Here is an 18,936-nt window from a genome sequence, read left to right as displayed (position 1 = left end):
GCTGCAAGGCTTCACGGTCTGTTAGGGGGCGGGGTTGGGACACGATAGAACTCCTACGGCTCAGACGCCGCTACTTAGAGGAAACGCATGAAATTGCAATCCGCGCTTCGGCTGATCTACCCGCCACAGTGCCTGACCTGCGGCGCAGCGGTAGAGGACGATCTGTCGCTATGCGGCGCGTGTTGGCGCGAAACCCACTTCATTCAGGGTCTCACGTGTAAAACCTGCGGCCTACCGTTGCCAGGGACTGATCGGGGCACGGACATTCAGTGCGATGACTGCATGACCATCGCCCGCCCGTGGCACCGCGGGGCGGCAGCCATGCTCTACCGCGGGAAGGGGCGCGACATCGTGTTGCGGTTAAAACATGGGGACCGCACCGATCTGGCAAGACCTGCTGCGCATTGGATGGTCCGCGTGGCACCGCCGTTGGACGCTGATACAGTAGTGGTGCCCGTTCCCCTTCACTGGCTCCGGCGTGTAAAAAGGCGCTACAACCAGTCTGCGTTACTGGCGAAAGTTGTGGCGGAGACACTGGGGGTGACCTACCTGCCCGATCCGCTTTTACGGCAACGGATGACGGATACGCTGGACGGAAAGTCGCGCGACAGCCGGTTTGCGGCATTGGACGGCGCCATCATCCCCCACCCCAAAAGAGGAACGCAGCTAACAGGGCGGTCGGTGCTACTGGTTGATGACGTCATGACATCCGGCGCCACCTTGGCCGCCTGCGCCGAAGCCTGCGTTACAGCTGGCGCACGGCAAGTTGACGTGCTGGTCCTAGCGCGCGTGACGAAAGATGACTAGTTAAGGCGTCAACACACCAGTCAGAAGGACATTCTCATGGCAACTGTCGAAATCTACACATCTGCGACTTGCGGATACTGCCACGCCGCGAAACGCCTGTTGGCCCAAAAAGGTGTCTCCTACGACGAGACCGATGTTAGCCGCGACTCCGGCAAGAAAGCCGCGATGATCCAGCGGGCAAATGGTGGCCGGACCGTTCCGCAGATTTTCATCAACGACAAGCATGTCGGCGGCTACGACGACCTCAACGCGCTAGACCGCGCGGGCAAGCTTGATGCATTGCTGAAATAACTCCCCGCCCTCGGTAGACAATCCAAGTCAGAGTTTACCGAGGGCACCACCGCTATACCGCAAGACTGGCTCACAGCGGGCAAGTATTTCTGGACCCACGGGCCGATCTGGCTATGGTCTGCGCAAGACTAAACCCGAGACGTTGCGAGGACGCGACAGCGTGTCCGACGATCTTTTTTCACCGTCCCCAAGCACTTGCGACTTATGGCAGAGAACAAAAATCAAATCGCTGTAACACTCTTTGGAGAGTTGTTCATGGCCGACCAACTTGCGCGGAACCGGTTGAGCAAAGCGCTGCCCAAAGGAATGGAGCTGTCCCACTTCACCATGCTGAACCACCTCTACCAGCTGACGGAGCCACGCACGCCCGCACAACTGGCGAAAAGCTTTGCCCTGACGCGCGGCGCCCTTACCAACACGCTGGCAAAGCTGGAGTGGGCTGGGCACATCCACATTTCACCGGACTGGGACGATGCACGTCGCAAACAAGTTGTGATCAGCCCCGCAGGTCGCCGTGCGCGTGACACGGCGCTGGACTCGGTCGCCCCCATGATCCTTGCAATCATTGACCGCGTCGGAAGCGACAAGGTGCGGGACGCAATTCCCGTCCTTCGAGAATTGCGCCGCTGCCTTGCCGAAGACTAGCTGGGTTTAGTGCTGGCCGTCACATAGTTCACGGACAAGTCGCGATCCGACAGGGACCAGCTCCAAGCTATCGGGTTGAACACGAAGCCTTTGCGGTCAACAGGGTTGAGACCGGCGTTTGATATCAACTCAAACAGCTCATCCGGCGTGATAAACTTGTTCCATTCATGTGTGCCCTTTGGCAGCCAGCGCATGATGTGTTCCGCCCCGATGATCGCCATCATAAAGCTTTTCGGGTTTCGGTTGATGGTAGAGCACACCATCAGGCCCCCGGGTTTTAGGAGTGTTTGGCATGCCGTCAGATACGCAAGCGGGTCGGCCACATGCTCTACGACTTCCATATTCAGAACGACGTCGAACTGCTCCCCCGCTTCGGCCATCGCCTCTGCGGTGGTGTGGCGGTAATCAATGGTTAACCCCGATTGCACCGCGTGGACTTGGGCCACAGGAATATTTCCACCGGCCGCATCTGCGCCGACTACGTCGGCACCCAGCCGCGCCATAGGCTCTGACAACAGCCCGCCCCCGCACCCGATATCAAGGATGCGAAGCCCCTCGAACGGTAGCGAAGCGTCCAGATCACGATCATACTCCGCCGCTATCTGACTTGTGATATAGTCCAGACGGCACGGGTTAAGCATATGCAGCGGCTTGAATTTACCGTTGAGGTCCCACCATTCTGCGGCCATGGCCTCGAACTTTGCGATTTCGGAGGGGTCGACTGTAGAAGTATTCATGTGCAGACTCGCCTATAACTTGGACACATTCGGGCATGGCGCCCAGCGCTTTGCAGACTATATAGGGCTCTATGGACAGATCGTCAGGACAAAACCGCGCGGTTGCGCATCTCTACCCCCCGATTGACGCCTTCGACCAAAGAATACTGGACGTGGGCGACGGTCACAGAGTGTATGTGGAGCAATGCGGAAACCCGAACGGCATCCCCGTTGTGGTACTTCACGGCGGACCTGGGGGCGGTTGCTCCCCTGCGATGCGGCGATATTTTGACCCAAGCGTTTACCGGATTGTCTTATTTGATCAGCGCGGCTGTGGCCGGTCCCGCCCGCATGCCAGCGTGGAGAACAACACCACCCAGCACCTGATCAACGACATCGAACTGATCCGCGTAGATTTGGGCATCGAAAAGTGGATCATCTTCGGTGGCAGCTGGGGGGCCACACTGTCGTTGCTGTATGCGCAAAGCCACCCCACCCGTGCGGAGCATCTGGTGCTACGCGGCGTTTTCCTGATGACCCAAGCGGAGCTGGACTGGTTCTACGGCGGCGGCGCTGGGCAGTTCTTCCCCGAGCAATGGGCGCTGTTTTCCGATCTGATTCCGCTGGCGGAGCAAGACGACATGATCGGCGCGTATCACCGCCGGTTGTTTTCCGGCGATACCCCGCAAGAAACGCGCTATGCGCGTGCTTGGGCGGGATGGGAAAATGCACTGGCGGCGCTTCGGGTCAATCACCCCGTTGGACATGCGCCAGCTGATTATGCCCGCGCATTCGCACGGCTAGAGAACCACTATTTCACCCATCGCGGTTTTCTGGACAGCGACGACCAAATCATCGCCAACCGCAAAACCATTGAGCATATCCCAGCCGATATTGTGCAGGGTCGCTACGATATGATCTGCCCGCCCGTGTCTGCGTACAGGCTGGCAAATGGGTGGCGAAATGCCAATCTGCGGATGATTGCGGCGTCTGGTCATGCGCTGTCTGAACCCGCCATCACCGCCGAACTTGTGCGAATAATGAACAACTTACGCGGCCAATACGCATAATTGAGACCCAGCGCCGTAAAAATGGGGCAATTTCGGCGCTACGGGTTTACAGGCCGCGCTCAGGCGTTAATCTCAGGAACTCTTAGTAATGATTGGGATGTAAAAAACGCCAGTGGCCGGACTCGCAAAGATCATCCTTCAAAGACTGTTGCTCGGGATCGCAACGCTTTTCGCCGTTTCCATAATCATCTTTGTCGCCGTCAATGCGCTTCCTGGAGATTTTGCCCAATCCATCCTTGGACAAGGGGCAACGCCTGAATCCGTGGCCGCAATCAGGGAACAGCTCGGCCTGAATGAAGGCCCTGTCACCAGATACCTGAAATGGCTGGTTGCCGCGATCCAAGGCGATCTTGGTGTTCCTATGTCACAGGCATTGTTCCAATCCTTCACCGGATCAAGCACTGGTGGCGACGTTATCACCGTTTTTGAGCAGATCGTCCCGCGCCTGAAAAACACGTTGTTTCTTGCGGGCGTGAGTGCCGCCATTTCGGTGCCGCTAGCGGTTACGCTTGGCATTTTGACTGCGCTTTACCGCAACACTGCGTTTGACAAGGCGATGAACGTCACGACCCTGTCAGCAATTTCCAGCCCCGAGTTCTTCCTAGCCTACATCCTGATCCTGTTCCTTGCCGTGCTGAACCCAGTGTTCCCGTCGCTGTCGAACATCTTCCCCGGAATGGAGTTCAGCGACCGGTTGAACAAAACCATGCTCCCCGCGCTCACGCTCACCTTGGCCGTCACCGCGCAGATGATGCGCATGACACGGGCCGCGATTATCAACCTTCTGGCGTCGCCCTATATCGAGATGGCACGGCTAAAAGGTCTGTCGCCAATGCGTGTGATCGTGAAGCACGCACTACCGAACGCGCTTGCGCCGATCATCACCGTTGTTGCGCTGAACCTTGCGTATCTGGTCACCGGTGTTGTCGTGGTGGAGGTCGTTTTCGTCTATCCGGGCATCGGCCAACTGTTCGTGGATAGTGTTAAAATTCGCGACATCCCCGTGGTGCAGGCCTGCTGCCTGATCTTTGCTGCGGTCTACATCCTCCTCAACCTGACGGCGGATATCTTGTCCATTATTTCCAACCCACGCCTGAGGCATCCCAAATGAACGCATTAATTTGGATTGTAGGTGGGGTACTACTGCTGCTCGCCCTTGGGTGGGCATTTCGCTTCGCCGCGCAAAAGCTGACGGGCAACAAGCCCTACTTTCGCGATATGCCTCTTGGCGTGGCGTTCGGCTATGTGTTTGCTGCCGCCGCGCTGCTGTTCAGCGTTTGGTACTTCTTCCAACCGCAGGCAGTGAACGACATCCCGCAACCTGGGGTGATCTTCTTCCGTTGGGCGGTGATCGGCCTGCTCGGCTTCGCGGCAGCGTCTTGGCTGTTTCGCACGGTGTTTCGCAATGTCGGGTCGGAGGGCAGCAAGAAGTTGTTCCGCTCGATGCCGTTGACTGCGGCCTTCGGCATTATGATCATTATCGCCTACGCGTTCGTGTCAATCTTCGCGGGCTTCATCGCCCCCTATGGTCAGGAAGAAATTCTAGGCTCTGCCAATGTCGTTGCGGGCGGCAACCCTGCCTTGGGTGGTAACCCCGAATTCCCGCTAGGTACTGACCAAATCGGGCGAGACATTTTAAGCCGCCTGATTTACGGGGCGCAGAACACAGTCGGCATCGCGTTTGTCACCACTTGCCTCGCATTCCTGTTAGGCGGCACGCTCGGATTTCTGGCTGCGGTGTTGGGCGGCTGGCTGGACCAGTTGCTGTCGCGCATGGTCGACGCGCTGATGGCCATCCCTTCTTTGATTTTCTCGCTGCTGTTAATGACAATCGCCACGGCATGGGCCGGAAGTGAGGCGTGGCTGGTTACCGTGTACATGATCTTCATCATCGCCGTGATCGACAGCACGCGGGTCTTCCGCCTATCACGCGCAGTGGGGCAAAGCATCGTGGTGATGGATTATATCGAGGCTGCGAAACTGCGCGGCGAAGGCATGGGATACCTGATTTTCCGTGAAATCCTGCCAAACGCGCTTGCACCACTGTTAGCCGAATTCGGCCTTCGCTTTTGCTTTGTCTTCCTGACGATTGCGTCCCTCAGCTTCCTTGGTGTGGGTATTCAGCCGCCCAAGGCTGACTGGGGCACTATGGTTCGGGATCTATCGCAATTTATCAACTTCGCGGCTTTCGCACCGAACGTTGCCGTCACACCGCTCTTGGCCGCCGGCGCCATCGCGCTACTCACTGTGGCCGTGAACTTCGTCGTCGACTGGATGCTTCATAAATCGTCGGGGCTAAAAGAATGAGCGATCTGCTGCTAAAAATCCGTGACCTGAAGATCGAAGGCCGGTCGGATGAGACATGGAACCCGATTATCAACGGCATTGATGTCGACCTGAAACGCGGCGAAGTCCTTGGTATGATCGGGGAGTCTGGCGCAGGCAAATCCACGGTTGGCCTCGCCTCCATGGGGTATACCCGCGATGGTGTACGAATAAGCAATGGCTCTGTAGAATTCGATGGCGTCGATCTTGTCACGGCCTCCGCCTCAACCAAGCGCGCGTTGCTTGGTAAGCGCATCGCTTACGTCGCGCAGTCCGCCGCCGCCAGCTTCAACCCAGCGCATAAGCTTATCGACCAGCACACCGAAGGCCCCGTTCAGCACGGTGTCTCTAGCCGCGCAGAAAGTGAACTCGACGGCATAGAGCTATATCGCCGTCTTCGTCTGCCAGATCCTGAAGAAATCGGCTTCCGCTACCCGCACCAAGTGTCCGGCGGGCAGCTTCAACGTGCCATGACAGCCATGGCCATGGCTTGCCGTCCGGACCTGATCATCTTTGACGAGCCGACGACGGCGCTCGACGTGACGACACAGATTGAGGTGCTCGCCTCCATCCGCGATATCGTGGAGCAGTTCGACACCGCCGCGATCTACATCACCCATGATTTGGCCGTCGTGGCCCAGATGGCTGATAAGATCAAAGTGCTGCTCAAAGGCGACGAAGTCGAGGAGGCCGACACGCACACGATGCTGTCGGCGCCACAGGAAGAGTACACCAAGTCGCTGTGGGCGGTACGCAGCTTCGAGCGCCCCGCGAAACCCGCGATCAACACCAGCGCAACGCCCGTTGTCAGCGTGCGCAATGTCACAGCAGCCTATGGCACCGTCGATGTGCTGCACGACGTCAGCTTTGACATTCATGCGGGTCGCACGGTTGCCGTGGTTGGAGAATCCGGTTCAGGTAAGTCAACGGCTGCGCGCTGCATCACGGGGCTTTTGCCGCCACGGATCGGGCACGTGGAGTTTGACGGCCAGCAACTGCCGTTAAGTTACAAGCAACGCGACAAGAGCCAGCTTCGCCAAGCGCAAATGATCTATCAGATGGCCGACACCGCCCTTAACCCGCGCAAAAGCATCGGGGAAACGATCGGGCGGCCCGTTGAATTCTACATGGGGCTGACCGGCCGCGAGAAGCGCAAACGGGTTGAGGAATTGCTGGCTGAGATTGAGCTGGAACCGACCGAGTACTTCAACCGCCTGCCATCGGAGTTATCCGGCGGCCAGAAGCAACGCATCGGTATTGCCCGCGCGCTTGCAGCAGAGCCGAAGTTCATTATCTGCGACGAGGTGACATCAGCCCTAGACCAGCTTGTGGCGGAAGGGATCTTGCGCCTGCTCGCCAAACTGCAGGACGAATTGGGGCTGAGCTATATGTTCATCACCCACGATCTGGCCACCGTGCGCTCCATCGCGGATGAGGTGGTTGTGATGAAAGAAGGCAAGGTCGTTGAGCAGGGTCCGAAGAAGGAAATGTTCAAACCCCCGCACCACCCCTACACCGATCTTTTGCTTAGCTCCGTGCCTGAAATGGATCCGGACTGGCTTACCAATCTTCTGCAGGAACGCGGAGTTGATAACATCGGCGACGCAGCTGCTGATAAGATGTAACACGAATCGCCCCACCGAAAGGGGCCGATAAAAATGCGGAACAACCGCTTCTATAAATAATCAACTGGGAGACACTCATGTCACAAATTTCAAGACGCAGCCTACTAAAGACGGGCGTAGCCGCTGGCGTTCTATCCGCGACCGGCCTGCCCCTCCGCGCACAGGCCAAGAAAGGCGGCCGCCTTCGCCTTGGTATCGCTGGGGCCAACACATCCGACAGCTGGGATGGCCGCACGCACTCTGACAGCTTCATGATCATGTGCGCCCACGGCGCCGTGTTTGATTGCCTGACGGAAATTGGCGCTGACGGTCAGCTCAAGGGTGAGCTCGCGGAAAGCTGGGAAGCCTCTGCCGACGCCAAAGTTTGGACTTTCAAACTGCGTCAGGGCGTGACGTTCCACAACGGCAAAGCGTTCGGCGCCGACGACGTGATCGAGTCGCTGGGCATGCACACTGCCGAAGGGGCCAAGTCCGCCGCCAAACCAATCGTTTCCGCGATCTCCGAGATGAAGAAGATCAACGACCACGAAATCGAAATGACGCTGGCTGCTGGCAACGCCGACTTCCCGTTCCTGCTGTCGGATTACCACATCCTGATGTTCCCAGCTGGCCAAGTCGATGAAGCCATCGCCAAGGGCATCGGCACAGGATTGTACCAAGTCGAATCCTTCGACCCAGGTGTTCGTTTTGTCGGTAAGCGCTATGCGGACCACTACAAAGGTGACGCTGCGGGCCACTTCGACGAAGTTGAAGTCATCGCGATCAACGACTCCTCTGCGCGGATGAACGCGTTGATGACTGGCCAAGTTGATGCCGTTAACCGTGTTGATGTGAAAACAGAAGCGCTGTTGAAGGCCAACCCGATGGTCACGATCATGGAAGTGACGGGCAACCAGCACTTCACCTTCCCGATGCAAACAGGCACTGGCCCGTTCGACGACCTGAACGTGCGCAAAGCGTTGAAGCACGGTGTAAACCGTGAAGAGCTGGTCGATAAGATCCTGCAAGGCCACGGTAAGGTTGCAAACGACCACCCGATCGGGCCTGCAAACCAGTACTACGCGGACGATCTGGAGCAAAACTCCTACGATCCGGACAAGGCCAAGTTCTACCTGAAAGAGGCTGGCCTAGACAGCTTGGACGTTGACCTCTCCGCTGCGAACGCTGCGTTCTCGGGCGCGGTTGATGCGGCTCAGCTATACCAAGCATCTGCCAAATCTGCTGGCATCAACATCAACGTGGTTCAAGAGCCGGATGATGGCTACTGGTCCAACGTATGGCTGAAAAAGTCGTGGTGTGCGTGCTACTGGTCTGGCCGTGCGACTGAGGATTGGATGTTCTCCAGCGCCTATGAAACCGGCGTTCCTTGGAACGATACTGGCTGGGAAAACGCCCGCTTCCAAGAATTGCTGCTGGCTGCCCGTGCGGAACTCGACTCCGCCAAGCGTCGTGAGCAGTACCACGAGATGCAGATGATCATGTCCCAAGAGGGCGGCACAGTGGTTCCGATGTACGCCAACTACGTTGACGCGCATTCGTCCAAACTGACGAACTCTGGCACCACAGGTAACGTGTTCCAGATGGACAGCTCCCGCTTTATGGAGCGTTGGTGGTTCGCGTAAGCCCCGCCAATTAAAGATAGAGAAACGCCCCGTCCAATTGGCGGGGCGTTTTTACATTATATTGTTCATTTCAGCATGCAACTTACAACAAATTGTGGCAGCCCATACAAAAATGAGTCGACTCAGTTAGTTAGGTATGGAATCAATAAGGCGCTCATGGATTCGTGGTCCAGAGCGCCTAAACCGTCGGTGACCGACGGAAGTCTTTATCAGACAACGTGAGATTTTCACGCATGTTGGACTCCGTCAAGTGTCATTCGACATTCTGAAGACAATCTTGTTCAAGGACAGCATAATGAACTACTATATCTATAAAGATACGATTGGTGACTGGCGTTGGAATCTCAAAGCTTCTAACGGCCGCATTGTTGCAGATTCTGCTGAAGGCTATCGGAATAAATCCGACTGCTTAAATGGCATATCACTTGTAAAAGGCTCGTCATCAGCGCCTGTTTACGAATAGTTGCTTATTTAGTGAGAAACGCCCCGTCCAATTGGCGGGGCGTTTTTCGTTGATTAGGCTGTTGGTGCTGCGCGCTCGGCGTCACGCTTCTTCCAAGTGCGGTTCATGACGACGTACATTACAGCCACACCACATAAGAACGCGCCGCCGCTGACAGAGGCCAAAACACCCAAATTGCTAATATCCATTTTCTTCTCCAGTTAAACTACCTGAAGAAAGGGTTAATTTCGGATTGGGGCGGTTTTTAGACCGGTTTGCGGCCCCCACGGAAACAAAACTTGCAGACTCAGTCGTCTTACCCTATATCCCCCTCAACAGCGGCGCGCTGGTTTCCACCCCCAGCGCCCACCGGGAAACATCAACGGGCCGCGCGCCCGTTTTTTTGTGCCTCAAAGGATACTATGTCTGACCTAATCGCCAAAGCCGCCATCGACCGCCGTCTGGCCGAGATCGCCCAACCCGTTATCGAGGATCTGGGTTATGAACTCGTGCGGATGCGTTTGCTCACCGGCAAGACCGACATCGTGCAAGTGATGGCCGAAAAGCCTGAGGGCGGCATCGAAGTTGATGACTGCGCCAAGATTTCGACCGCCTTGTCAGCCATCTTCGACGTCGAAGACCCGGTGTCGGGCGAATACACCCTAGAAGTGTCCAGCCCTGGGATTGATCGCCCGTTAACGCGTCTTAAAGATTTTGACATGTGGAACGGCTACGAAGCAAAGATCGAAACCGAAGAATTGATCGACGGCCGCCGCCGCTTCAAGGGGCAACTGGCGGGCACTGAAGGTGACGAAGTTCTGATCACCATCGAAGAAGGCACGATCGGGCTGAAATTTGAATGGCTCACTGACGCGAAACTTGTCCTGACTGACGAGCTGATCCGCGACGTACTTAAAAACCGCAAAGACGCGGGCGAAATTGACGAAACCCAATTCGACGAAGTTCAACAAATCGTCGATGGTGAAGGAGACGACTAATGGCAATTACTTCAGCCAACCAACTCGAGCTGTTGCAAACAGCAGAGGCCGTGGCCCGCGAGAAGATGATCGACCCAGAACTGGTCGTCGAAGCGATGGAAGAATCCCTCGCTCGCGCTGCCAAATCACGCTACGGCGCTGAGCTGGACATCCGCGTTTCCATCGACCGCAAAACCGGTAAGGCGACATTCACCCGCGTGCGCACTGTTGTCGAAGACGACATGATCGAAAACGACCGCGCCGAATTGAACGTCGAAGACGCCAAGGACTACCTTGATGACCCGAAAGTCGGCGACACGATCGTTGACGAAGTACCGCCAGTGGAAATGGGCCGCATCGCCGCTCAATCCGCAAAGCAGGTCATCTTGCAGAAAGTCCGCGAAGCGGAACGTGACAGCCAGTACGAAGAATTCAAAGACCGCGCCGGCACGATCATCAACGGTCAGGTCAAACGCGAAGAGTACGGCAACGTCATCGTCGACATCGGTCGTGGCGAAGCGATTTTGCGCCGTAACGAGAAAATCGGCCGCGAAAGCTACCGCCCGAACGACCGCATCCGCGTCTACATCAAAGACGTGCGCCGCGAAGTGCGTGGCCCGCAGGTCTTCCTGTCGCGCACCGATCCGCAATTCATGGCAGAGCTGTTCAAAATGGAAGTGCCGGAAATCTATGATGGCATCATCCAGATCAAAGCCGTGGCCCGTGATCCGGGTTCGCGCGCGAAGATCGCTGTTATCTCTAACGACAGCTCCATCGACCCTGTCGGCGCCTGCGTTGGTATGCGTGGTTCGCGTGTTCAGGCCGTTGTGAACGAGCTGCAAGGCGAGAAGATCGACATCATCCCATGGAACGAAGACCAGCCGACATTCTTGGTGAACGCGCTTCAGCCTGCTGAAGTCACCAAAGTGGTTCTGGACGAAGAAGCAGAACGTATCGAGGTTGTCGTTCCGGAAGAGCAGTTGTCCTTGGCAATTGGTCGTCGTGGCCAAAACGTGCGCCTTGCGTCGCAGCTGACCGGCCTCGACATCGACATCATGACAGAAGCAGAAGAATCTGCGCGCCGTCAGGCTGAATTCGAAGTCCGCACCAAGCTGTTCATGGACACGCTGGACCTTGATGAATTCTTCGCGCAATTGCTTGTGTCCGAAGGCTTCACCTCTTTGGAAGAAGTGGCCTACGTCGAAGTTGACGAACTGCTGGTCATCGATGGTGTTGACAACGACACCGCATCCGAGTTGCAGGCCCGTGCCCGTGACTATCTGGAAGCTGCTGCGAAGAAGGCGTTGGAAACAGCGCGTGAACTGGGTGCAGAAGACAGCCTCATTGAATTCGACGGCCTGACACCACAAATGGTGGAAGCACTGGCGAAGGACGACGTGAAAACGCTGGAAGACTTTGCAACCTGCGCTGACTGGGAGCTGGCCGGTGGCTGGACCACAGTAAATGGCGAGCGTTCAAAGGATGACGGCGTTCTGGAGCCCTTCGACGTGTCGCTTGAGGAAGCGCAGAAAATGGTTATGACCGCCCGTATCCAGCTTGGTTGGGTAGACCCCGCCGAACTGGCGTCCGAAGACGAAGAGTCTGACGATGTTGCGGAAGAAGCTGCGGAGGCTGAGGCCTGATCTCAGGCCTCAGGGATCCCGGCATGAGCCGCGGCGGTCAGGAAAAAGAGCAAAACGGCCCGGAGCGACGTTGTATCGCTACGGGAGAGCTGCACGACCCAGCTTTGATGATCCGTTTTGTGGTTGGGCCGGAAGGTCAGGCCGTACCAGACGTTCGCAACAAATTGCCAGGCCGTGGCATTTGGGTGAGCGCCGACAAGGACGCCTTGCAAAAGGCGATCAAAACAAAAGCGTTCTCGCGCTCTGCCAAAGAGCAAGTGAGCGTGCCAGACGGACTGTTTGAGCAAACGGAAAAGTTGCTGGCACGTCGGTTGGTTGATCTAATCTCGCTCGCGCGTAAGGCGGGGCAGGCGGTCACTGGCTACGAGAAGGTAAAGAGCCTGTTAGAGAATGAGCGCGCAACGCTCTTGGTGCAGGCAAGTGACGGGTCCGAGCGAGGCAAATCGAAGCTTCATTCGCCCCCCGGAAAAGACGTATTTATTGGCTGTTTGACCTCTCAGGAATTGGGTTTGGCTTTCGGTCGGGAAAGTGTGATACATGGCGCCTTAACGGCAGGTGGCCTCAGCAGACAGATCAAAGCTGAGGGAATCAGGCTGAAAGGTGTCCGCGGACATAGCGGCGGAAAAAAATCCCGCCCGAAAGGAAAAGACGACGCATGAGCGATAGTGACGGTAAAAAACCCCTTGGCCTTAAAGGCGCACGTCCCGGCAACGTGAAGCAAAGCTTCAGCCACGGGCGCACCAAGAACGTGGTGGTGGAAACCAAACGCAAGCGCGTAGTGGTGCCTAAACCCGGTGGCGCGAAGCCATCCATTACGGGATCCCCTTCGGTGGGTGATCCTTCCAAACGTCCTGCCGGCATCTCCGACGCAGAAATGGAACGCCGCATGAAGGCGCTTCAGGCTGCTAAAGAGCAAGAGGCAGCCGACATTGAGCGCCGCGCACGCGAAGAGGCGGAGCAACAAGCCCGTCGCGAACGCCGCCGCGCCGAAGCAGAAGCGAAAGCCGACGAGGAGAGAGAGCGCGAAAACGCTCTGAAGGCCAAGGCTGAAGAAGAAGCACGCAAAATTCGCGAAGCAGAAGAAGCCAAAGCCCGCGCCGCAGCACCTGCGGCAGCGCCACCTGCGGCAGCAGCCCCCGGTGAACCAGCCGTGGCACCATCCGGCCCACGTGGCGGCGGCAAAGCTGCGCCAACACCTGCACGCCGCGATCGTGACGACCGCGACAACAAGAACGCCAAGAACCGCAACGACGACGCGCGCCGCTCTGGCAAGCTGACGTTGAACCAAGCGCTTCGCGGCGGCGACGGTCGCCACAAATCCATGGCCGCAATGAAGCGTAAGCAAGAGCGTGCCCGTCAAAAGGCGATGGGCGGCTCTGTTGAGCGCGAAAAAATCGTGCGTGACGTTAAGTTGCCAGAAGTCATCGTTGTGTCCGAATTGGCCAACCGCATGGCGGAACGCGTATCCGACGTTGTGAAAGCGCTGATGACCAACGGCATCATGGCAACACAAACGCAGTCCATCGACGCCGACACCGCAGAGCTGATCATCGAAGAGTTCGGCCACAAAGTTGTTCGCGTATCTGACTCCGATGTTGAAGACATCATCACGGAAGTCTTGGACGACGAAAAAGACCTGCAGCCTCGCGCGCCAGTGATCACCATCATGGGCCACGTTGACCACGGTAAAACCTCGTTGCTCGACGCCATCCGCAACGCCCGCGTTACTGCAGGCGAAGCTGGCGGCATCACGCAGCACATTGGTGCCTATCAAGTCGACCAAGACGGCAGCTTGCTGACATTCCTCGACACACCAGGTCACGCGGCGTTTACGTCCATGCGTGCCCGCGGTGCTCAGGTTACCGACATCGTGGTTCTGGTTGTAGCTGCTGACGACGCCGTCATGCCGCAAACAATCGAAGCAATTCACCATGCCAAGGCAGCCGGTGTGCCGATGATTGTTGCGATCAACAAAGTCGACAAACACGACGCCAACCCCGACAAAGTCCGCACCGACCTGCTTCAACATGAAGTGATCGTTGAGAAAATGTCTGGTGACGTACAAGACGTTGAAGTCTCCGCGACGACTGGCCAAGGCCTGGACACTCTGCTGGAAGCCATCGCGCTTCAGTCGGAAATTCTGGAACTGAAAGCCAACCCAGATCGCGCCGCCTCTGGCGCTGTGATCGAGGCGCAGCTTGACGTGGGCCGTGGTCCTGTAGCGACTGTTCTGGTTCAGAACGGCACCCTGCGCAAAGGCGACATCTTCGTTGTTGGTGAGCAATACGGTAAGGTTCGCGCCCTGATCGACGATCAAGGCAACCGCATCGACGAAGCTGGCCCATCTGTCCCTGTCGAGGTTCTTGGCCTCAACGGTACACCAGAAGCCGGCGACGTTCTGAACGTGGTCGAAACAGAGGCTCAGGCGCGTGAAATCGCTGAATACCGCGAGAAAGCCGCTAAGGACAAACGCGCTGCCGCTGGCGCCGCGACCACCCTTGAGCAGCTGATGGCCAAAGCCAAGGACGACGAAAGCCTGACCGAGATGCCAATCTTGGTTAAGACCGACGTTCAGGGTTCCGCTGAAGCGATCGTTCAAGCGATGGAGAAAATCGGCAACGACGAAGTTCGCGTTCGCGTGTTGCACTCCGGTGTTGGCGCGATCACAGAAAGCGACATCGGCCTTGCGGAAGCCTCCGGCGCACCTGTCTTCGGCTTTAATGTTCGGGCCAATGCCTCTGCACGTAACACGGCTAACCAGAAGGGCGTGGAAATCCGGTACTACTCGGTCATCTATGACCTTGTGGATGACGTGAAGAAAGCGGCCTCCGGCCTGCTTTCCGCAGAGATCAAGGAAACCTTCATCGGTTACGCCGCGATCAAAGAGGTCTTCAAGGTTACCGGCGTCGGCAAAGTTGCTGGTTGTATCGTGACCGAAGGCGTGGCGCGTCGCTCTGCTGGTGTGCGTCTGCTCCGCGACAACGTGGTTATCCACGAAGGCACGCTGAAAACACTGAAGCGCTTCAAGGACGAAGTTGCAGAGGTTCAGTCCGGTCAAGAATGCGGCATGGCCTTTGAGGCATATGACGACATCCGCGCGGATGACGTGATCGAAATCTTCACGCGTGAAGAAGTCGAGCGTAACCTCGAATAATTTCGCCAACATAAATTCGAAAAGGCCCCGCGCAGAAATGCCGGGGCCTTTTTCATGTCAGATGCTTTGCGCCGATCCGCTTCCGTGACTATATGTTTCCAAGAAACACAGGAGAGCAGCATGTCCGACGACAAATTCCCCGGCTGGCACGGCACAACGATCATCGGCGTTCGCAAAGGTGGCAAAGTCGTTATCGCAGGTGACGGGCAGGTGTCCGTAGGCCAAACCGTCATGAAGGGCACCGCGCGCAAAGTTCGCCGCCTGTCCCCCGGTGGTATGGATGTCGTCGCTGGCTTCGCTGGATCAACCGCTGACGCCTTTACGCTGTTGGAACGCTTGGAAAGCAAGCTGGAAGCCGTCCCCGGCCAGTTGGCCCGCGCTGCGGTGGAACTGGCGAAGGATTGGCGCACGGACAAGTACCTGAAAAACCTTGAAGCAATGCTAATCGTCACCGATGGCAAGGATCTGTTCGTTATCACCGGTGCTGGCGACGTACTGGAGCCAGAACACGACATCGCCGCAATCGGCTCCGGCGGGAACTTTGCGTTGGCCGCTGGGCGCGCCATGATGGACACGGACAAGGATGCAGAAGCCATCGCACGGGACGCCATGAAAATCGCATCCGATATCTGCGTCTACACCAACGGCAATCTGACTGTGGAGAGCGTAAATGAGTGATGGCGTATCCCGCGATGACCTTCGCGCTGCTGTCGCCTCAGGCGTCTTGGATGAGGCCCAAGCCAGCAAGCTGATGATCCTGTCGGATCAGCGCCAGGGCTACCGCGCCAACATGATTGGCGACGACGAGCCGTTCGAGCTGTTCAAAGGGTTTGCCGAAATATTCGTGACCGTGGGGCTAGGCTTGCTGATGTCGGGCCTTATCGGGCTCACCGCCATCTTCGGGCAGGTGACTTTGATCCCCGCTATTGCCATGCTGATCTCCGTCGCGCTGGCGTTTTACTTTACCAAAAAGAGGCGGATGTCGCTGCCATCCATCGCGCTTTGCATTGCGTTTGCATCAACGCTTGGGCTGGCAGTGGTCGCGGCGATCATAGGTGATTACGGCCAATTCTCTCCACTCAAGACAGTGATCCTCGGGCTTGTCGGCATGGTAGGCATGTTGGCCTATTACCGCGTGTTCAGATTGCCGTTTGCCATGTTCACGCTGGGTGTGTTCGGGATCATAACCATCATCGGCGGTGTTGAATTCCTGTTTCCGGGCAATGCGCCTGCCAACGCAAACTTAACTGATTACTTTGACCTCCGCCGCCAGCCGCATTTGGCGCTTGGCACTTTGGTGTTTGGTGTCTGCGCCTTTTTCGGCGCACTTTGGTTCGACCTGCAGGACCCTCACCGCGTTAGCCGAAAGTCAGCATCGGCCTTCTGGCTCCACATCCTCGCGGCACCCGCGTTGGTTAATACGTTGGTTATGTCGAACTATCAGATGGGGGGATCTGTCGGCACAGCCTTAGCAATCCTAGTCCTTGCGTTATTCACACTGCTTGCGATCATCATCGACCGGCGCAGCTTTCTAACAGCGGGCCTGATCTATATGGGACTGCTTCTTGGCAGCGCCATCGACGAGGCGGGCACGCAGTGGGCACCTATTTTGACAATGCTAGTGCTTGGCCTGTTTGTGACGTCGCTCGGCGCGTTCTGGACCCAGACACGCGCATGGCTTCTGGGCGCATTACCGGACTTCCCTGGAAAACACCGCCTGCCGCCTTTCGAGGACGGGCTGGCGGTGTCAGAATAGTTACAGCTTGGCGACACCCAGCGGCACGTTGAACTTCTCGCACCAAATCCAGACTTCGTTGTAGTCGTCCGGGTTAATGCCAGCAGGGATTTTGTAAGACGATGCGCCGTTCAGTGACTTCAACGGCCCCATCAAGGTTTTTGGATCATAGCCATTTTTGCCCAGCGCCACTTTCGGATCAGGGGCACCATCGAAGGTAAAATCGCCCATCAACTCCACAGTGCCGCCAGAGCCGGACTTCACCAACTCCGCACGTCCGGTCGTTTTGTGGTTGCTGGCGCCTTTGAATTTTCCAATTCTCCCGTGACCGCCCGCGAACGCAGGAAGCGCGGCTACAGTGGATACGGCGACGGCGCCACGTAAGATAGCTCTTCGAGAAATCATGGGATGCTCCTTTGGTTAAAGTGATAGGAGGAGTATTCGGCGAAAATTTCAATTCGGGAAGCCCTCACACGCAAACGTCAACCGTCGTGACAGCCCCCTTAAAGTTGCGAGCCTTCGATCATAGGTCTACAACGTTCCCAAAGCTAAAAGGATGCACCGTGACCGACCTGACCCCCCGCGAGATCGTCTCTGAACTGGACCGTTTTATCATTGGCCAGAACGATGCCAAACGCGCGGTAGCCGTGGCCTTACGCAACCGTTGGCGGCGCAAGCAGTTGGCCGATGACCTGCGTGACGAAGTTTATCCGAAGAACATTTTGATGATCGGACCAACGGGCGTCGGCAAAACCGAAATCTCTCGCCGTTTGGCCAAACTGGCGCGCGCGCCGTTCCTGAAGGTAGAGGCCACCAAGTTCACCGAAGTTGGCTATGTGGGGCGCGATGTTGAGCAAATCGTGCGCGATTTGGTCGACGCCGCGATCATCACCACCCGCGAACACATGCGCGAAGACGTTACCGCCGCCGCAAAGCTGGCCGCAGAGGAACGCGTGTTGGACGCCTTGGCCGGCCCCGACGCCCGCGAGGGTACGCGAGAGATGTTCCGCAAGAAATTGCGCGACGGCGTGCTGGACGACAAAGAAATTGAACTGGATATCGCAGACGCCAGCGGCGGCAACCCGTTCCAGATGTTCGAGGTTCCTGGCCAGCCCGGAATGGGTGGCGGCCCCGGCATGATGAACCTTGGCGACCTGTTTGGTAAGGCCATGGGCGGTAAAACCACCAAGCGTAAGCTGAAGGTCGCGGACTCCTACGACGTCCTTGTCGCGGAAGAGGCGGACAAGCTGTTGGACCAAGAAACAGTAACTGAAAATGCGATCGAGGCCGTGGAGCAAAACGGTATCGTTTTTCTGGACGAGATCGACAAAGTCTGCGCGCGCGCCGACGCGCGTGGTGCCGACGTCAGCCGCGAAGGTGTTCAGCGCGACCTGCTGCCGCTAATCGAAGGCACCACGGTTTCAACCAAATACGGGCCGGTTAAGACCGACCACGTGTTGTTTATTGCGTCAGGTGCGTTCCACATCGCCAAGCCTTCGGATTTGCTGCCAGAGCTTCAGGGCCGCCTTCCAATTCGGGTAGAGCTGCGCGCACTGACAGAAGAAGACTTCGTGCGTATCCTGACCGAAACCGACAACGCGCTGACCCGCCAATACACCGCATTGATGGGCACCGAGGAGGTCACCGTGACCTTCACAGACGACGGCATCGCCGCCTTGGCGCGGATTGCGGCGGAGGTGAACCAATCCGTTGAGAACATCGGCGCACGCAGGCTTTACACGGTTATGGAGCGTGTATTTGAGGAGCTTAGCTTCTCTGCCCCTGACCGCGCGGGCGATGAAGTTGTTGTAGATGCAGATTTTGTCGGTAAACATCTAGGGGAGCTGAGCAAGTCAGCGGATCTCAGTAGGTACATGTTGTAGA

Annotated in this window: 19 protein-coding genes; 16 read left to right on the top strand and 3 right to left on the bottom strand. The window is 57.1% G+C overall.

Annotation, left to right across the window (positions count from 1 at the left end):
- Positions 1 to 87 precede the first annotated feature (87 nt).
- The 3 genes from BLW66_RS08000 (at position 88) to BLW66_RS07990 (ending at position 1,743) form a co-directional block, all read left to right on the top strand.
- A complete protein-coding gene (locus BLW66_RS08000) occupies positions 88 to 807 on the top strand; it encodes a ComF family protein (RefSeq protein ID WP_089946597.1) in 720 nt (239 codons plus the stop codon).
- Between the two features lie 36 nt (positions 808 to 843).
- The gene (gene grxC, locus BLW66_RS07995; protein ID WP_089946596.1) at positions 844 to 1,098 is read left to right on the top strand and encodes a glutaredoxin 3; all 255 of its coding nucleotides are present in this window, start codon (positions 844 to 846) and stop codon (positions 1,096 to 1,098) included.
- A gap of 204 nt (positions 1,099 to 1,302) precedes the next feature.
- The gene (locus tag BLW66_RS07990) at positions 1,303 to 1,743 is read left to right on the top strand and encodes a MarR family winged helix-turn-helix transcriptional regulator (RefSeq protein WP_089946595.1); all 441 of its coding nucleotides are present in this window, start codon (positions 1,303 to 1,305) and stop codon (positions 1,741 to 1,743) included.
- Here the strand turns inward: BLW66_RS07990 and ubiG are convergent.
- Positions 1,740 to 2,480 (bottom strand): bifunctional 2-polyprenyl-6-hydroxyphenol methylase/3-demethylubiquinol 3-O-methyltransferase UbiG, encoded by a 741-nt coding sequence (ubiG, locus tag BLW66_RS07985; protein ID WP_089946594.1) that lies wholly within the window; start codon positions 2,478 to 2,480, stop codon positions 1,740 to 1,742. The genes BLW66_RS07990 and ubiG overlap by 4 nt on opposite strands.
- A 71-nt stretch (positions 2,481 to 2,551) precedes the next feature.
- On the opposite strand from ubiG, the gene pip reads away from it, so the two are divergent.
- The 6 genes from pip to BLW66_RS07955 all read left to right on the top strand — a co-directional run bounded on the left by pip (position 2,552) and on the right by BLW66_RS07955 (position 9,564).
- Entirely contained in the window at positions 2,552 to 3,529 is a 978-nt protein-coding gene (pip, locus tag BLW66_RS07980; protein ID WP_089946593.1) for a prolyl aminopeptidase, read from the top strand.
- Between the two features lie 112 nt (positions 3,530 to 3,641).
- On the top strand, positions 3,642 to 4,640 hold the full coding sequence (locus BLW66_RS07975) for an ABC transporter permease (RefSeq protein ID WP_089946592.1): 999 nt from the start codon (positions 3,642 to 3,644) through the stop codon (positions 4,638 to 4,640).
- Positions 4,637 to 5,836, top strand: coding sequence for an ABC transporter permease (locus tag BLW66_RS07970; RefSeq protein ID WP_089946591.1), 1,200 nt, complete (start codon positions 4,637 to 4,639; stop codon positions 5,834 to 5,836). Before BLW66_RS07975 ends, BLW66_RS07970 begins: the two co-directional genes overlap by 4 nt.
- On the top strand, positions 5,833 to 7,479 hold the full coding sequence (locus BLW66_RS07965) for an ABC transporter ATP-binding protein (protein ID WP_089946590.1): 1,647 nt from the start codon (positions 5,833 to 5,835) through the stop codon (positions 7,477 to 7,479). Before BLW66_RS07970 ends, BLW66_RS07965 begins: the two co-directional genes overlap by 4 nt.
- Before the next feature lie 77 nt (positions 7,480 to 7,556).
- Positions 7,557 to 9,101, top strand: a complete 1,545-nt coding sequence (locus BLW66_RS07960; protein ID WP_089946589.1) for an ABC transporter substrate-binding protein — start codon at positions 7,557 to 7,559, stop codon at positions 9,099 to 9,101.
- Between the two features lie 295 nt (positions 9,102 to 9,396).
- Positions 9,397 to 9,564, top strand: a complete 168-nt coding sequence (locus BLW66_RS07955) for a YegP family protein (RefSeq protein ID WP_089946588.1) — start codon at positions 9,397 to 9,399, stop codon at positions 9,562 to 9,564.
- 53 nt (positions 9,565 to 9,617) lie between these two features.
- On the opposite strand, the gene BLW66_RS18190 is transcribed toward BLW66_RS07955, so the two are convergent.
- On the bottom strand, positions 9,618 to 9,752 hold the full coding sequence (locus BLW66_RS18190; protein ID WP_280140668.1) for a hypothetical protein: 135 nt from the start codon (positions 9,750 to 9,752) through the stop codon (positions 9,618 to 9,620).
- A gap of 213 nt (positions 9,753 to 9,965) precedes the next feature.
- On the opposite strand from BLW66_RS18190, the gene rimP reads away from it, so the two are divergent.
- The 6 genes from rimP (at position 9,966) to BLW66_RS07925 (ending at position 17,073) form a co-directional block, all read left to right on the top strand.
- A complete protein-coding gene (rimP, locus tag BLW66_RS07950; protein WP_089946587.1) occupies positions 9,966 to 10,541 on the top strand; it encodes a ribosome maturation factor RimP in 576 nt (191 codons plus the stop codon).
- Positions 10,541 to 12,163, top strand: coding sequence for a transcription termination factor NusA (nusA, locus tag BLW66_RS07945; RefSeq protein WP_089946586.1), 1,623 nt, complete (start codon positions 10,541 to 10,543; stop codon positions 12,161 to 12,163). Before rimP ends, nusA begins: the two co-directional genes overlap by 1 nt.
- A gap of 23 nt (positions 12,164 to 12,186) precedes the next feature.
- Positions 12,187 to 12,822, top strand: coding sequence for an RNA-binding protein (locus BLW66_RS07940; protein ID WP_089946585.1), 636 nt, complete (start codon positions 12,187 to 12,189; stop codon positions 12,820 to 12,822).
- Positions 12,819 to 15,317, top strand: coding sequence for a translation initiation factor IF-2 (gene infB, locus BLW66_RS07935; protein WP_089946584.1), 2,499 nt, complete (start codon positions 12,819 to 12,821; stop codon positions 15,315 to 15,317). Before BLW66_RS07940 ends, infB begins: the two co-directional genes overlap by 4 nt.
- A gap of 120 nt (positions 15,318 to 15,437) precedes the next feature.
- Positions 15,438 to 15,995 (top strand): ATP-dependent protease subunit HslV, encoded by a 558-nt coding sequence (gene hslV, locus BLW66_RS07930; protein WP_089946583.1) that lies wholly within the window; start codon positions 15,438 to 15,440, stop codon positions 15,993 to 15,995.
- Positions 15,988 to 17,073: a hypothetical protein gene (locus tag BLW66_RS07925; protein WP_089946582.1), complete on the top strand. Its 1,086-nt coding sequence runs from the start codon at positions 15,988 to 15,990 to the stop codon at positions 17,071 to 17,073. Before hslV ends, BLW66_RS07925 begins: the two co-directional genes overlap by 8 nt.
- On the opposite strand, the gene BLW66_RS07920 is transcribed toward BLW66_RS07925, so the two are convergent.
- On the bottom strand, positions 17,074 to 17,457 hold the full coding sequence (locus tag BLW66_RS07920; RefSeq protein ID WP_089946581.1) for a DM13 domain-containing protein: 384 nt from the start codon (positions 17,455 to 17,457) through the stop codon (positions 17,074 to 17,076).
- A gap of 158 nt (positions 17,458 to 17,615) precedes the next feature.
- Here BLW66_RS07920 and hslU point away from each other — a divergent pair, with 158 nt between their 5' ends.
- A complete protein-coding gene (hslU, locus tag BLW66_RS07915) occupies positions 17,616 to 18,935 on the top strand; it encodes an ATP-dependent protease ATPase subunit HslU (RefSeq protein WP_089946580.1) in 1,320 nt (439 codons plus the stop codon).
- Position 18,936 lies beyond the last annotated feature (1 nt).

This window comes from Litoreibacter albidus (assembly GCF_900107015.1).
Lineage (GTDB): Bacteria > Pseudomonadota > Alphaproteobacteria > Rhodobacterales > Rhodobacteraceae > Litoreibacter > Litoreibacter albidus.
Note: the sequence above shows the minus strand (reverse complement) of the source record. Positions and strands in the feature narration are given on the sequence as shown.